Here is a 15,117-nt window from a genome sequence, read left to right as displayed (position 1 = left end):
AATTCCCCAATGTTGACGAATACATTGGGGAATTATTAAAGATTGGTATAGAGATTCAATCGTTTTAAATATTTTAATGAGAATCTCTGGTAACGGTACTGCCAGATTTCCCTTTTAAGAAATCCATATCAGCACCCAAATGTGCTTGTTCTACGTGATTGATGTATAGGTTTACATACCCGCGTGTAATATTCATATCGATTGCTTGCCAATTTTTACGCCTTTCGGCTAATTCTTCATCAGATACTTCCAGATTCAACGTTCTGTTGGGTACATCCAAACTGATATAATCACCATTTTGAACTAACGCTAAGTTTCCACCTGCTGCTGCTTCGGGAGAAACGTGCAAGACTACTGTACCAAAGCCTGTTCCAGACATTCTACCGTCGGAGATTCTTACTAAATCGTGTACTCCCTTTTCCAGTAGCTTTTTAGGAATCCCCATGTTGCCTACTTCTGCCATTCCTGGGTAACCTTTAGGCCCAACATTTTTCAAGACCATGATAGAATTTTCATCAATGTCTAAATCTGGATGGTCAATTCTCTCATGATAGTCTTCAATGGTTTCAAAAACTACTGCTTTACCACGGTGCACCATTAAGGCAGGAGTAGCCGCAGATGGTTTCAAAACTGCACCGTTAGGAGAAAGATTTCCTTTTACAACCGCTATTCCTGAATTAGGCTTAAACGGGTTTTCCATTGTGGCTACAATATTTCTATTATATACCTCCGCATCAGCACAGTTTTCGCCTATTGTTTTTCCGTTCACAGTCAGGGCATCATTATGAATGATTCCACTCATTTCTTTGATAACTGCTGGAAGTCCACCAGAATAGTATAAATCTTCCATAAAATGCTCGCCTGAAGGTTGAAGGTTGGCTAACAAAGGAATATGTTGAGAGAATTTGTCGAAATCTTCAATGTTTAAATCCACGCCAATTCTACCTGCAATTGCCAATAAGTGAATAACAAAATTGGTAGAACCACCTATTGCAGCATTTACCATGATGGCATTCTCGAAAGCCTCACGCGTAAGGATTTTAGAAAGCGTTAAATTTTCTTTGACCATTTGCACGATACGTCTTCCAGAAAACTGTGAAATCACTTTTCTACGTGCATCAGCCGCAGGAATAGAAGCATTGTTGGGTAGAGATAATCCTAAGGCTTCTACCATAGTAGCCATCGTTGAGGCTGTTCCCATTACAGCACAGTGTCCTTGGGTACGAGCCATACAGGCTTCCGCCTCTACAAATTCCGACTGTGAGATTTGCCCTAATTTATACGCTTCAGCAAAACGCCAAACATCCGACGTACCAATATCTTTTCCTTTAAAATGTCCTTTCAACATTGGTCCACCCGAAATTACAAGCGTAGGGATGTCCACACTACAAGCACCCATTACTAACGATGGAGTAGTTTTATCACAGCCACAAAGCAAAACCACGCCATCAATCGGATTAGCACGGATAGATTCTTCTACATCCATACTTGCCAAGTTTCTATACAACATGGCAGTTGGTTTAATCAAGGTTTCTCCTAATGACATCACTGGAAATTCAACAGGAAAGCCACCCGCTTCGTACACCCCAATTTTTACTGCTTCTGCCAAATCTCTAAAATGGGCATTGCAAGGTGTAAGCTCTGACCAAGTATTACAAATACCAATTACAGGACGACCATCAAATTCGTCATGCGGAATACCTTGATTTTTCATCCACGCTCGGTAAATGAATCCATCTTTTCCTGTTTTACCAAACCAATTTTGAGAGCGTAGTGCTTTATTGTCTTCCATATTGTCAAATAATCATAGTTTTATTTATAAAGGGGAAATTATTAAAATTTTACCGATTTTGTATCCTGATTTTTGAAAGGGATATTACAAACATCTATAAAAAAAGCCTCCAAGGTATTTTAAAACTTGGAGGCACATCATTTTTTTTAAGCCAAACTCTTTTTGATTCTATCCACTGCTTCGATTAATAGAGCTTTTGGACAAGCAAAATTAAGTCTGAAAAAGCCTTCGCCTTTGAATACTTTTCCATCCATAATTCTTACGCCAGCTTCTAGCAATCTTTCCTGAATATTGTCGATGCCCGTTTCTCGAGCATCAATCCAAGCTAAATAAGTTGCTTCGAGCGGTAATAACTTTAATCCTTTGTATCCGTTCAGAGATTGGTATAAATAATCATGATTGTCTTTGAGGTAGTCAATTAAAGCCAATCGCCAATCTTCACAGTCGCGATAAGCCACAATGGCCGCATCTTGTGAATAGCGTGTCAGCGGAGGGAAAAAGCCTTGTTTGGCCATTTCAAACTTCTTTCTTAGCACAGGATTTGATATGACAGCTACTGAACAGCCCAAACCTGCGATATTAAAAGTTTTGGAAGGAGCCATTAACGTTACTGTTCTACTAGCAGCTTTTTCACTTAAACTGGCTAAGGGAATATGCTTTTTAGAATCATCCAAAATCAAGTCTGCATGGATTTCATCGGAGCAAATGATAATATCATGCTTTTCGCAAATATCAACCAGTTGTTCTAATTCTTCTTTTGTGAAAACCGTTCCTCCTGGATTATGCGGATTGCAAAGCATGAATAACTTAGTCTCAGCAGTAATATTGGCTTCTAAGGCTTCAAAGTCGAACGTCCAGCGACCAGCAACTTCTATCATCGGAAATGTTTGAAATTTTTTGCCAACCACAGCAGGTGCTAGATGAAAAGGATGATATACTGGAATAGCGGTCATCACGGCATCGTTTAGCTCGCCATAAGCTTTGCAACTAGCATAAATAGCAGGTACTAATCCGGGAATCCATACTTGCCATTCTTTTTCTGTTTCCCAGTCATACAGGTTTTTTAGGCGTTCTTGAAGGATGTCTTTTAGTCTTTCTGGAACAATGGCATATCCCAAAACACCATGTTGTGTAATACTATTTAATACATCTAATATTGGTTCAGGACACCTGAAATCCATATCTGCCACGGGCATAGGAATCACATTTTCAGGGTCGTTGAACATATCCCATTTCTGAGAATCTGTATTTTTTCGATTGATAATTTCGTCGAAATTATATTTCATTATTCGATAATTGGTTTGCGTAGTTTTAGCATAAATGCTTTGAATCTTAAAGAAAGCAATAAGACAATAAACATTAAGCCTGCGTTTATCATAAACGCTAATTGATAAGAATGGTTTAAATTAAAAACAAATCCCGTCATCACTGGTCCAAGCAATGCTCCTCCGCCTTCAAACATGTTAATCGTACCGTTGATTTTTCCAGCGGCTGTTAAGCCAAATGTTTTAATCGCAATCAAATTATACAATGAATAAATACCACCCCAACTAATAGCCATCAAAGCAATAGAAGGCAATATTAAATTAGTATCCATCATTGAAAGTCCAAAACAACCCAACATCATCATGATACAGCAAACTGAGAAAACAATATAAGGGTTGATATAATCTGAAAAGATTGAAACAAACAATTTCGCTAGTCCCGCCATGATAAAATACAAACTTAAATAAAAGCTTGCACGACTCCCTTCAAAACCTAAACCAACCAAATGTAGAAAAACATTAGCAATTGTTCCTACTAAACAATAAAAAGTTAAAAAGCCACACAGACAAATTAACCAGAACAAGTGTGTTCTTGTAGCTTCTGGATAGGTCATTCCTTGTGTCAATAAATTATTAGCAGTATTCAGATTACCCAATGGTTTTATATTAATATCACTCGGAGAGTTCTCAACAAAAAAATAGATGTAAATAAAAATAAAAACTGGGAAAATGGCCAAAATAGTAAAGCTTTGTCGCCAACCGTATTCATGTAGTAGGTAGTGATTAAAAGGAGAAAATATAGCACTCCCCAAACTAGTTCCAATCAAAACGATGCCTAAGGCTAATCCTTTTTTCTCTTGAAACCATGACGAAACCAATATAATACAAGATACTGACCCTGCGGTAATCATGGATACACCCAAAAGAAAATGAATAAAGTAGGCTTGATATTTATTGCTAACAAAACTGTATGAAAACAATGCAATGGCTAATATTAGGCTTCCGAAAAGCATCATTTTTTTTACACGAATTTTATCGATAATAATGCCAGAAACTAAAATGAAAAATAAAGTAACACTATTAGTGATAGATTCGCGAAGCTTTAATTCATCTCGTTTCCAATGAAATTCAGAGATAAAAGCATTATCAAAAACTGAGAGGGAAGTAGTGGTTAATCCATTGATGACAACGAGAATCAATAAACCAGAAAAACAAATAAGCCAAGGATAAAAATTTTTCTTTTCGTAAAGGATTTTGTTCATAATTTCTGAATTTATGGAGATACCCAAATTTAATGTATATACATCATATCATTAAACTATTCAGTTACGTTACAGGTTCATTTTTCGGTATTAAATAAGGTAAATAAAAATTAAGCTTAAAAAATAAAAAAATATTCTTGGAATATCCATACAATAGTTGTTAATACTTGTGGTATTTTTACTCATTGTTCCATTATATTATACTAGCCACTGCGGATTATATTGTAAATCAGCTGATTATCCTCAGCTAAAGATTGAAAAATATAGAAAAGCCATACCACATATAGAGGTGATTTTATAAATAAAAGTGATAAAATATTAAAAAAATGATTAAATTTTGGTTCAAAAAGCAAAATATAGCCAATATTTAGTTTTTTCTTTTAAAACACTCATTTTTATCTGAATTTCCTTTTTCATAGCTTTACTATATAATTCAATCAACAAAATACTATAATCCTTAATGTTTTTTTACCACTATGAATATTATATCAAAACTAAGTCTGATTTGTTTTATTTTTCTCTTCCATGTTGCTAATGCTCAATACCTTGAACCCTCGTTAGAACGTGCACCGTCAAATTGGTTTAATCTAGATTTCTTGGACGATAAAGTAAGAGGAATAAGTACTGAAAAAGCTTATAAAGATATACTAAGAACCAAAAAATCAAAACCTGTTATCGTTGCCATTATTGATTCTGGCGTGGATATTCTTCATGAAGATTTATCTAATAAAATCTGGGTTAATGCTAAAGAGATACCTAATAATGGTATTGATGATGATAATAATGGGTATGTAGATGATATTCATGGATGGGATTTTTTAGGGAATAAAGCAGGGGAAGATTTAGCTAAAGAGAGTCTGGAAATTACGCGTGAATTTGCCAGACTTCAAAAAAAGTATCAAGCTAAAGTTGATGTAGAAAAATTGTCAACTAGCGAAAAAGAAGAATATAATTTATACAAAAAATATAAACTAGCCTATGAAAGCAAAGTAAGTGAAGTAAAAGAGCAAGGTACTTTTGTGATTAATTTATACCACAAATTTATTGAAGCGAAGTTCTCACTTTGCAAGCATTTAGGGGTAAAGGATATTACAAAGGAAGAGTTAAATAAAATAAGTAGTAAAGACACGGAGGAGTTAAAAAAAGCTAAAAGAGTATTTGAACTGATTTTGGATTTAGGACAAGATGAAGCCAAACTTAGAGAAGCTTTTGAATATTACGATACTCAACTGAATTATGGCATCAACTTAACGTATAATCCTAGAGATTTGATTGGTGATGACGTTAATAATATCCATGATAGAAATTATGGCAATAACGAAGTAAAAGGTCCAGATGCACACCACGGCACGCATGTAGCAGGAATCGTGGCGGCTAATAGGCATAATGATTTAGGCATTGCGGGTGTAGCCGATAATGTTCAGATTATGGTAGTTAGAGCTTTGCCAGATGGAGACGAACGTGATAAGGATGTAGTGAATGCTATTTTATATGCGGTTGAAAATGGAGCGAAAGTAATTAATATGAGCTTTGGGAAAACAGTTTCTCCGCAAAAAAGCGCAGTTGACGACGCCGTAAAATTTGCTCAATCAAAAGGTGTATTGTTAATTCATGCGGCTGGCAATGAAAATGAAGACATCGATACGAAAGAGAATTATCCAACAAAACGTTTTTTGGATGGCAGTGAAGCCGATAACTGGATTGAAGTAGGAGCGACGTCTTGGATGCAATCGCCTAATACGGTAGCAGAATTTTCAAATTATGGTCAGAAAACGGTTGATGTCTTTGCTCCTGGTGTAGATATTCAATCAACTGTGGTGGGTTCAAAATATGAAGATTTAAGCGGTACAAGCATGGCCGCACCCGTTGTGACGGGCTTAGCCGCATTATTGATTTCGTATTATCCAGAGCTTGATTATAAGCAAATAAAGCAAATTATTCTAGAGTCGTCTATCAAACTAGCACAGTTAAAAGTGGCTCGCCCAGGTTCTTCTGAATTAATAGAATTTGGAAAACTTTCAACCAGCGGAGGAATCGTGAATGCTTATGAAGCTGTAAAAATGGCTGAAAAAATAAAAGAAAATACAACTAAAAATTAGCCCTATTTCGTTGATTTTAATAAATGTCAATTAAAATATTGAATTTATCGATTCATTCCCAATTAATAATTAGTATTTTATTGAAATATTGGTTATTTTTCAAAAACTTTTGTCAGAAAAAACGAGATGAATTTTAATAAAATTAGCTTGCTTTATACGTGACAATAGTAAAACATAGTGGCATTTTTCATCAATGAATAATTTTTCTTGTAAACGTTAATTAAGACAAGAGCTTCAGATTAACCTTCAAACCATGTCTATCGTTAGCAATAATATAAAGTATCTTCGTCGATTAAATGGACTTACTCAAGAACAATTCTCACGTAGAATTGGTATTAAGCGTTCTTTGCTTGGAGCTTACGAAGAGGCCAGAGCAAACCCCAATTTAGAAAACCTTAAAACTATCGCTCAGGTCTTTGGCACATCGGTTGATTCGCTGATAAAGACTGATATTCGAAAAATCAGAGAAACACCTGGTATAAGCTTGGGACAAAGTACTACTGGAATCATGGAACACGTAAAAGTGCCAGTAAACGATACAGTGAGTACTTTTCAGAAAAAAGAAGTTGAAGCACAACCTATTGCTAAAATTATCGATGAGTATTTTCAAGAAAAGGAAGAAGACAAGCAACCTATCCGTACTGAAAAACAATTTGTACCCAATAGGATAAATTATAATATTTCAGAAAAAACTTTTCAATCATTTACTGATAATCAGTACACTAATAATAATAAGCCGCTTAGCGAAAGCCCACAAAAGAGTTTTGAAATCAGGATTCCTTATGTAAAAAGGAGTCAGATTAAAGACTATTTAGCCAATTATACTAAGTCAGAATATATCAAGACGTTAGCTACGTTTTCGCTTCCCTTTGTTACCTCTGACAAAAGTAGGGCTTTTGAAATGGGCAGTGATTTCCCTTTGCAAAACTCAGTGGTAATTGGCAATGCCATCGAACATTGGACAAATATTTTGGATGGAAAATTTTATATTTTGATTACGCCTCAACAAGGGATTATTTACCGAAGAGTTTATAATCAAATAAAAGTAAAAGGCACTTTATTATTAAGCTCTGATGATTCGTCTATTCCAAGTTTTGAGATTTCATTGAAATCAATCGCTGAGATTTGGGAAGTGTCTGCTTTTATTAGCAAAGAACTACCAGAACCCAGAATCTCTTTAGAACGAGCAAAATCTTTGATTGAAGAATTAAGTTTAGAACTCAATCAGTTGAAATAAAGTAAAAGGCCTGCAAAATTAATTTTGCAAGCCTTTTACTTTATTGTTTTGGTCTAAATTCTTTCATAATCTCTTGATTACAAACAAGGTAAGGCCCTTCAAGTAAATCAATACAATATGGAACGGCAGGAAAAACAGCATCCAAGCATTGGCGAATAGCTTTAGGTTTACCAGGTAAATTGATAATTAATGATTTCCCTCTAATCCCAGCCGTTTGGCGTGATAAAATGGCTGTAGGAACATATTTTAGGCTTTCCATCCTCATTAACTCCCCAAAGCCAGGCATCATTTTTTCACAAACAGCTTCGGTTGCTTCTGGGGTTACGTCTCTTTTACTTGGTCCAGTTCCTCCTGTTGTTACTATCAAGCAACAATTGTGGGTGTCTGCCATTTCGATAAGCGTTTCGGATATTAAATCTTGCTCATCTGGAATTACTTTATAAACAGTTTCAAAGGTGGAGACTAAATATTCTTTTAACGTTTCAACAACGGCTTTGCCGGGTATGTCTTCATAAATACCAGCACTTGCGCGGTCTGAAATATTAATTACCCCAATTTTAATAAGTTCTTGCATATATTTAAGCGATACTTGGTAAATGTTTTCTTTCAAATTTTTAAATATAGCTTAAAATTCTTTGAGGACTAGTATTTGATGAGTTAATTTGTAAGATTCAGCTTTCGCTTGATATTATTTAACCTTTATCCTTTACTTCAATGTTTTTATTACAATCTCAATTATCCAAAAATACTGAAAAATTGTTTTCTTTATTATTCCTGATTTTACTATTGGGAGCTTTATATATTGCCTTCAAGATTTTCAATAAGAATAAGTAAAAAATTATGGTTTTTTTATCCCATCCCAGCAAGTAAAAAATGCCATTTCTAAGTCTGATGAAGTCATTAGAAACTCGCCAGACAAACGAAGTTTAATCAAAGAACTTGCACTTCCAGTCACCATAGCAATGAGTATTTTAGGAGGGATGTCTCTAACCACTTGTGTGAAAACAGCTTTTCTTAGGAAATCATAAATGGGTTGTTCTAATCTAACAATATCTTCTTTTTGAAGCATACTAATGTATGGAGAATTCATAAATTGTTCTAAAAAATAGAACTCTTTAGGATTGGTATAATAGTAATTAATCATTTGCAGATAAAAACTACGAAAGCGATCTTTGAAAGGTTTTGACGGGTCATCATTTTTAAATATATTCTGAATCGATTTTTCACGTTTATAGACATAGAGTGCGCAAATGAGTTCGTCTTTACTTTTAAAATAATGATAAATTGTTCCTGCGGCTACGTTTGCTTTTTTGGCTACTTCAGACATGGGTGAGCTGTGGAAGCCATGTTTTGATATTAATTCGAGGGTTGCTTGAAAAATGGCTTCTTTTTTGTCGAAATCTTTAACAGTATTCATAAAATAGTGGAAGGAAGGTAAAATGGGTTTTAGACTCAGTGTGTAAGTGGTTATTTGAAATTAGGCTTTAAATATAGATTAAAATTAGGAATAATTAAGTATTTATATAAATTTCTTAATGATGAATCTGTAGTGATTAATTATTTTTATTGTAAGCCATATCTTTTTATTTTAATCTATGTGATTAACCTTTTAAAAATATTTAAAAACTAATCAAAAAATGTATATTTGAAAAATGCAATTAACATTAAGTCGATAGCATTAATTTTAAGCCTTATAATTAAATGAAAGTAAGAAATCCAAGAACTGGTTTATATGATTATGAAATACCTCAACTCTCTTTTGAAACACTCAAAATAAAAGCTGATGCAATGCGTCATGCCCAAAAAAGCTGGCAGGCTATCGGTATAGAGCAACGAATAAAAACCATACAGCGTTGGAAAAAAGCACTAGAGCGACATCTTGAAGAACTTACAGAAGTATTGATAGTAGATACTGGTAGAAAAATAGAAACTGTTTATGAAATCAATCTAGTATTGACTGCTATCGACCAGTTTTGTGATTTAGCGCAGGATTATTTTAAAGTAGAAGTCCAAACTATTCTTCATAACAATACTTATCATATAGAAGAATATTCCGAACCCTTCGAGCTCGTTGGTATTATCAGTACTTGGCAATTCCCTTTCCAGAGTACAATGATGCAGGTTATTCCTGCTCTTTTAGCAGGCAATAGTGTATTGGTGAAGCCTTCTGAAAAAACGCCACGATTTGTTAGAGTCCTTGAAAAAACGATTAGTCAAATACCACATTTTAATAATTTTTTGCATTTTATTGAAGGTGAGAAAGAAGTAGGCGAAATGCTTTGTAGTATTACAGATTTAATTTGCTTTACGGGAACGGAAGAGAAAGCTAAAAAAGTATTTGAAACAAGTGCTAAACATTTTGTGCCTGCCCAGTTAGAATTTGGAGGAAAAGGAGCCGCAATAATTACTGAAACAGCAGATATCGAAAGTGCATCATCTGCTATTTTATGGGGCGGAACTTTTAATGCTGGTCAATCTTTAGAGTCTATCGAAAGAGTATACGTTCATCGAAATATCCATTCACAGTTTTTATCAAGACTAGTTGGGAAAAGCAACCTGTTGACGCTGAACTATCCTAATATAGAACATGGACAAATAGGACCTATCATTACAGAAAAACAAGCCACCAATATCAACGAACAATTAGCCGATGCTGTTAAGAAAGGAGCGGTTATTGTAGCGGGTTCTGAAAAATGTATTGTTCAAAAAGGAAGTATTTATTGTCGTCCTACTATTCTGACAAATGTGAATCACCAAATGAAAATCATGAAAGAAATGACATTTGGACCTATTTTGCCTGTAAAATCTTTCTTGAATGAAACGCAGGCACTTGATTTCGCAAATGATTCAAACAGTGTTTTTAACTGTTCTGTTTTTGCTGGAAAAGATAGCGAAGCCATGAAAATTGCGCGTAGAATTAAAAGTAAATCCATTACCATCAACGATGTTTATATGGGTAATAGATTCTATGGAAATGAAAAAAGTTCCACCAACTTGTCTGAAACTAAGGCAGAGAATATTGGAACTTTTTCGTTTAAGAAATTCTTGAAAAATAAGAATTTGATGTTCAAGAAATAACATTGAAAGCTGGTATGATGGTGACTATTATTCTAATTTGAATCTAGCCACCATGATGCCAGTCTGATTCTTTTTAGGAGCCATGTATTCTGCCAATGGTCTGTCGCTAACCATTACTCTTTTGAACTCGGATGAAGCATGAAGTAGATAGACGCGTTTATCCTGCAATCTTATAGCAAAACCTTCATGCGTAATGTCTAATCCATCAATATTGGTTGTAATGCCAATAATATCACCATTCATGATTTTGTCTTCAATACTTCTGATTTTAGCCTTTGGGACATAATAAAAATCTTGATTGCTGATTTTATTCTCTACCTTCTTTATTTTTTCTTGGAGTGATACATTTGCCACATTAGGGTTTTTATCCCAGTGCAAGCTCATGAAATTTATTTCCTTTCTTAATGGAACACCTCCCAACGAACTCGTAATATCTTCTAAAAGTCCGTCTTTGTTATGGGTATAAATCCAATCTGAAAAATAATGGATTCTTGATTCATATCCTTTTATTTGTCCTTTGTTATAATATCTGAGGCGTTTTAAATAATATTGGAATTTTTCAAAGGAAATATCATTTTTACGATAGGTCAAACCCATGGCTACACAGCTTTCTACAAAAGTCGAGCAATCAAATTCTCGTAGATTTACTACTAGTTTCTCCTCATTAGGGTTTTCTAGCGTCGAAGCCTTGTAAGGTCTGTTTAGAAAACTTTTGGCAATATTTAGGGTATAATCGTGCATATTACTGCCCTGAGCCATTTGGATTTTCCGTTGATAAATTTCTTCATCTGATAGTGGCTGTTGAAAGCTAGCGGCTGTCAATAACAGCGACGAAAATATAAAAACCTTGCAAGGTTTTATCAAGCTTGCAAGGTTTCTGTTAAGCGTACTTAAATTACTTTTTCTCATGTATTATTTAATCGTTATCTTCTACCCGTAGTGTGAGTAATCCTCCCAAAATCATGAATACTCCCCCCAAAGTAACGATATGTATTGGTTCTAATTGCATAAAATTCATGAATTTTTGTAAACCTAAGCTGGCAATTACCTGTGGAATGACGATAAAAAAGTTGAAAACGCCCATATAATACCCCATTTTGTTGGCAGGTAAGCTCCCTGATAACATGGCATAAGGCATCGCCAAAATACTTGACCATGCTAAACCAATACCAATAAATGAAGGCAATAGTGCTTCTTTAGAAGTGATAAACATAATAGAGATTAATCCTAAGCCTCCTGCTGTCAGACAAAGTAGGTGCGTTAGCTTTCTGCCAAATTTCTTCGCCAAAGTTGGTAAAAATAAAGCAAAAACCATTGAAACCCCATTATACACCAAGAAGCAAATACCTACAAAATTTGCCCCATCATTATAAATTTCAGACTTCGTATCTGTCGAGCCAAAAATGTTAGCTGTAACAGCATTCGTCATAAAAATCCACATACAGAATAATGCAAACCAAGAGAAAAATTGAACGACTGCCAATTGCTTCATTACTTTTGGCATATTGAATAATCCATTGATTGTTTCTTTCATGCCATGCATAAAATTCATTTCGTCTTTTTCTCTTTGAAAAAGCTCCATGTCTTCAGGTGGATATTCTTCTGTCTTTAGGATTGTCCAAAGAATACAAATAAAATAAGCAAACGCACCGATGTAAAATGACCATCTAACGGTATCTGGCACAATTCCTTCTGGAGCAGTGTTTTGGACACCAAAATAATCTAAAATAGATGGCAGCCCAGAGGCAATCATTGCCCCGACACCAATAAAAAAGGTTTGTACCGAAAAGCCCGTAGTCCTTTGCTCTTTTGGAAGCATATCACCCACAAATGCTCTAAATGGTTCCATTGAAACATTAATAGAAGCATCCATTATCCAGAGGATAGCACCAGCCATCCAAAGTACTGATGATTGTGGCATGGCAATTAATGCAATAGTGGCTAAAATAGCTCCTGCAAAAAAGAATGGACGGCGACGCCCCCATCTTGCATGCCAAGTACGGTCGCTCATGTATCCAATAATAGGCTGAACTAATAAACCAGTAAGCGGAGCTGCTACCCAAAGAATTGGAATCTCGTCAGGATTGGCACCTAACGTTGAAAAAATACGGCTTGTATTTGCATTTTGTAGTGCAAAACCAAATTGAATACCCATAAAGCCTATGCTCATGTTGATGATTTGAGCTAGGCTAAGGCGGGGTTTTATATTGTTTGTCATAAAATGGTTAATGATGTATATTAAAGATTCAAATTAAGAAAATATTTAAAATATATTCTATTTTTTCTGAGAAATTTCATAAATAAGTACTGAATTTGGATTGATTGTAACAGGAATTGATTGACTAGCATTTTGATTAAATTGCTCTTTTTGATTGAATTTCCCTTTGAATGTTGCGTCTTTGCTTGGCTTTAATCCCATTGCCGACCATGCACCTTCTGGAACTACTAAATCGAACTTCTTTGTTTGAAAATGGTCAAAATTACAAACAATTAAAAGCTTTTGCTTACCAGAATAACGTAGGTAACTATACACTTTTCTACGGTCGTAATTACCATTTTGAATATATTGTAAGTCAAAGAAACTTCCAGTTTGTACAGCATCAGAAGTATTGACAAATTTGATTAAATCACCATAGAATTTTCTAATATTCTTTTGTTCATCTGTCAATAGTTTTCCATCAAATTTACCATTGTTCATCCAAGCCTGATGTGATTTTACACCCCAGAAATCAAACATAGTCGTGCGGTCTTCGGCTCTGTTAAAACCCTCAGGCTCAGAAGCCGACTCTCCTAATTCCTGACCAAAGTAAATCATCACTGGTCCTGTATGCAAAGTAGCCGTTACTACCATCGCTGGTACTGCTGCCATAGGATACCCTTTGGAAAAAGCAGCCGAATTAATCCTTACTTCATCATGGTTTTCTAAAAACCTTAACATATGTTCTGAAATGTCGCCTGATTCATGTTGCCAAACATTCGTAATGCTTTCTACACTGGCATCATCTCTGTTTTCAACCAAATGACGAAGGCCATCATATAAACCTACTTTATCATACAGGTAATCAAAACCTCCTATTTTAATATAATTATGATATTCCTTTGGATTATAAATTTCAGCAATGAAGATAATATCAGGATGGCTCTTCTTTACTTCTTTAATAGCATATTTCCAGAACTCATAAGGAACCATCTCGGCCATGTCGCAACGGAAACCATCAGCACCTTTATCAGCCCAGTATTTTAATATATTCACCATTTTCAGCCAAGTACTCGGAATATCGTCAAAATGAGTTTGTCTGCCATTTTGGATGTCAACACCGTAATTAAGTTTTACAGTCTCGAACCAATCGTCGATAGAAGGATGAGGAGAGAAAACATCATTGCCCGATACTTTCGCGGGTGTTTCAACATAAGGTCCCTCTACTTCTACAGGAGGATTTACGCCATCAGGAATCTGAAATTGGGTATCAGGTAGATAATAGAAGTTATTGTGTGGGTCGAATAATTTCGTTGTGTCATCTTTTTCACCGAAATCTTCAACACCTTTCGGTTTCATATCAGAATGATATACCCTTGCTACGTGGTTAGGCACAAAATCCATAATGAGTTTTAAATCATTTTGATGAACCCTATCAACCATACTAGCAAACTCTTCCAGTCTTTTTTTAGGTTTATCTGCAAAAAAAGGATTGACATCATAATAATCTTTAATGGCAAAGGGCGAACCCGACCTTCCTTTTACTACATCTGGATGATCTTTAGGAATACCATAAGCTGTCAAATCTTCCATCGTGGCATGCTCAATTAAGCCTGTCATATAAAGATGTGAATATCCATAATCTTTGATTTTTTTTAAGGCTAAATCACTAATGTCAGAGAATTTAGTAACACCATTTTCGGCTGCAGAGCCATTAAATTTATTGGTAGTATTCTTGTTTCCCCATAGGTGAAACATCATTTGTAGGATTACTAATTTGTCGTTTTTATGCTTTGTCATATTTTTCGGGACTATGATTTTACTTTTTTTCGGGTCTCTATCTTTGAATTTACTATAATTCTTGGTTTTGGCAATAGCGTTTTGCTCAGTGTGTGGGATGGCTTTGTTGGCTTGTTGAGCATTTGCCCAAAAAACGACAAAAACGAAGCCTAATAATGTTGTGACTTTGATTGAATTTTGAGACATTTTTAGAATAAAATTTGGGTATTAGGACAGATTAGCACAGATTCGTTTCTTTTAGCTTTCTTTTATCTTTGCATTAAATTGCTCACAATTTAAGATTTTATTATTAGGAAATTCTTGAAATTATTTGAAAAATTGCATGAATGATACTGAAAAAAGTAGAATCCAACGTTTATAAAATCCTTTTTACCCGAGTTTGCGCTA

11 protein-coding genes are annotated in these 15,117 nt (G+C 34.9%); 3 read left to right on the top strand and 8 right to left on the bottom strand.

Annotation, left to right across the window (positions count from 1 at the left end; all coding sequences use genetic code 11):
- Positions 1–73 precede the first annotated feature (73 nt).
- The 3 genes from AC1RNE_RS02630 to AC1RNE_RS02620 all read right to left on the bottom strand — a co-directional run bounded on the left by AC1RNE_RS02630 (position 74) and on the right by AC1RNE_RS02620 (position 4,319).
- Positions 74–1,792 carry an IlvD/Edd family dehydratase gene (locus tag AC1RNE_RS02630; protein WP_492799492.1) on the bottom strand — a complete coding sequence of 573 codons (1,719 nt, stop codon included), beginning with the start codon at positions 1,790–1,792 and terminating at the stop codon, positions 74–76.
- A 146-nt stretch (positions 1,793–1,938) separates the two neighbouring features.
- Positions 1,939–3,078 (bottom strand): MalY/PatB family protein, encoded by a 1,140-nt coding sequence (locus AC1RNE_RS02625; protein ID WP_492799491.1) that lies wholly within the window; start codon positions 3,076–3,078, stop codon positions 1,939–1,941.
- A complete protein-coding gene (locus AC1RNE_RS02620; RefSeq protein WP_492799490.1) occupies positions 3,078–4,319 on the bottom strand; it encodes an MFS transporter in 1,242 nt (413 codons plus the stop codon). The genes AC1RNE_RS02625 and AC1RNE_RS02620 overlap by 1 nt, the downstream gene beginning before the upstream one ends.
- A 476-nt stretch (positions 4,320–4,795) precedes the next feature.
- Between AC1RNE_RS02620 and AC1RNE_RS02615 the strand changes: the two genes are divergently transcribed.
- Positions 4,796–6,418 (top strand): S8 family peptidase, encoded by a 1,623-nt coding sequence (locus AC1RNE_RS02615; protein WP_492799489.1) that lies wholly within the window; start codon positions 4,796–4,798, stop codon positions 6,416–6,418.
- Between the two features lie 253 nt (positions 6,419–6,671).
- Positions 6,672–7,655 carry a helix-turn-helix domain-containing protein gene (locus tag AC1RNE_RS02610; RefSeq protein ID WP_492799488.1) on the top strand — a complete coding sequence of 328 codons (984 nt, stop codon included), beginning with the start codon at positions 6,672–6,674 and terminating at the stop codon, positions 7,653–7,655.
- Positions 7,656–7,695: 40 nt separating this feature from the next.
- Here AC1RNE_RS02610 and mog read toward each other — a convergent pair whose 3' ends face one another.
- Together mog and AC1RNE_RS02600 are read right to left on the bottom strand one after the other, a co-directional pair.
- Positions 7,696–8,229 (bottom strand): molybdopterin adenylyltransferase, encoded by a 534-nt coding sequence (mog, locus tag AC1RNE_RS02605; RefSeq protein ID WP_492799487.1) that lies wholly within the window; start codon positions 8,227–8,229, stop codon positions 7,696–7,698.
- A 264-nt stretch (positions 8,230–8,493) separates the two neighbouring features.
- The gene (locus AC1RNE_RS02600) at positions 8,494–9,072 is read right to left on the bottom strand and encodes a TetR/AcrR family transcriptional regulator (protein WP_309916156.1); all 579 of its coding nucleotides are present in this window, start codon (positions 9,070–9,072) and stop codon (positions 8,494–8,496) included.
- Positions 9,073–9,356: 284 nt separating this feature from the next.
- Between AC1RNE_RS02600 and AC1RNE_RS02595 the strand changes: the two genes are divergently transcribed.
- Positions 9,357–10,733: an aldehyde dehydrogenase family protein gene (locus AC1RNE_RS02595; protein WP_492799486.1), complete on the top strand. Its 1,377-nt coding sequence runs from the start codon at positions 9,357–9,359 to the stop codon at positions 10,731–10,733.
- 27 nt (positions 10,734–10,760) lie between these two features.
- Here the strand turns inward: AC1RNE_RS02595 and AC1RNE_RS02590 are convergent, their stop codons facing one another.
- The 3 genes from AC1RNE_RS02590 to AC1RNE_RS02580 are packed head-to-tail and all read right to left on the bottom strand — an operon-like array spanning position 10,761 to position 14,916.
- The gene (locus tag AC1RNE_RS02590) at positions 10,761–11,642 is read right to left on the bottom strand and encodes an N-acetylmuramoyl-L-alanine amidase-like domain-containing protein (RefSeq protein WP_492799485.1); all 882 of its coding nucleotides are present in this window, start codon (positions 11,640–11,642) and stop codon (positions 10,761–10,763) included.
- Between the two features lie 7 nt (positions 11,643–11,649).
- Complete coding sequence (locus AC1RNE_RS02585) at positions 11,650–12,951, bottom strand: MFS transporter (protein WP_492799484.1); 1,302 nt, start codon at positions 12,949–12,951, stop codon at positions 11,650–11,652.
- A gap of 57 nt (positions 12,952–13,008) precedes the next feature.
- A complete protein-coding gene (locus AC1RNE_RS02580; RefSeq protein WP_492799483.1) occupies positions 13,009–14,916 on the bottom strand; it encodes an alpha-amylase family glycosyl hydrolase in 1,908 nt (635 codons plus the stop codon).
- Positions 14,917–15,117: the final 201 nt, after the last annotated feature.

Source organism: Arcicella sp. GW822-FHT02H01, from assembly GCF_058802005.1.
The sequence above is the reverse complement of the archived record's forward strand: the minus strand, read 5'-3'. Positions and strand labels throughout refer to the sequence as shown.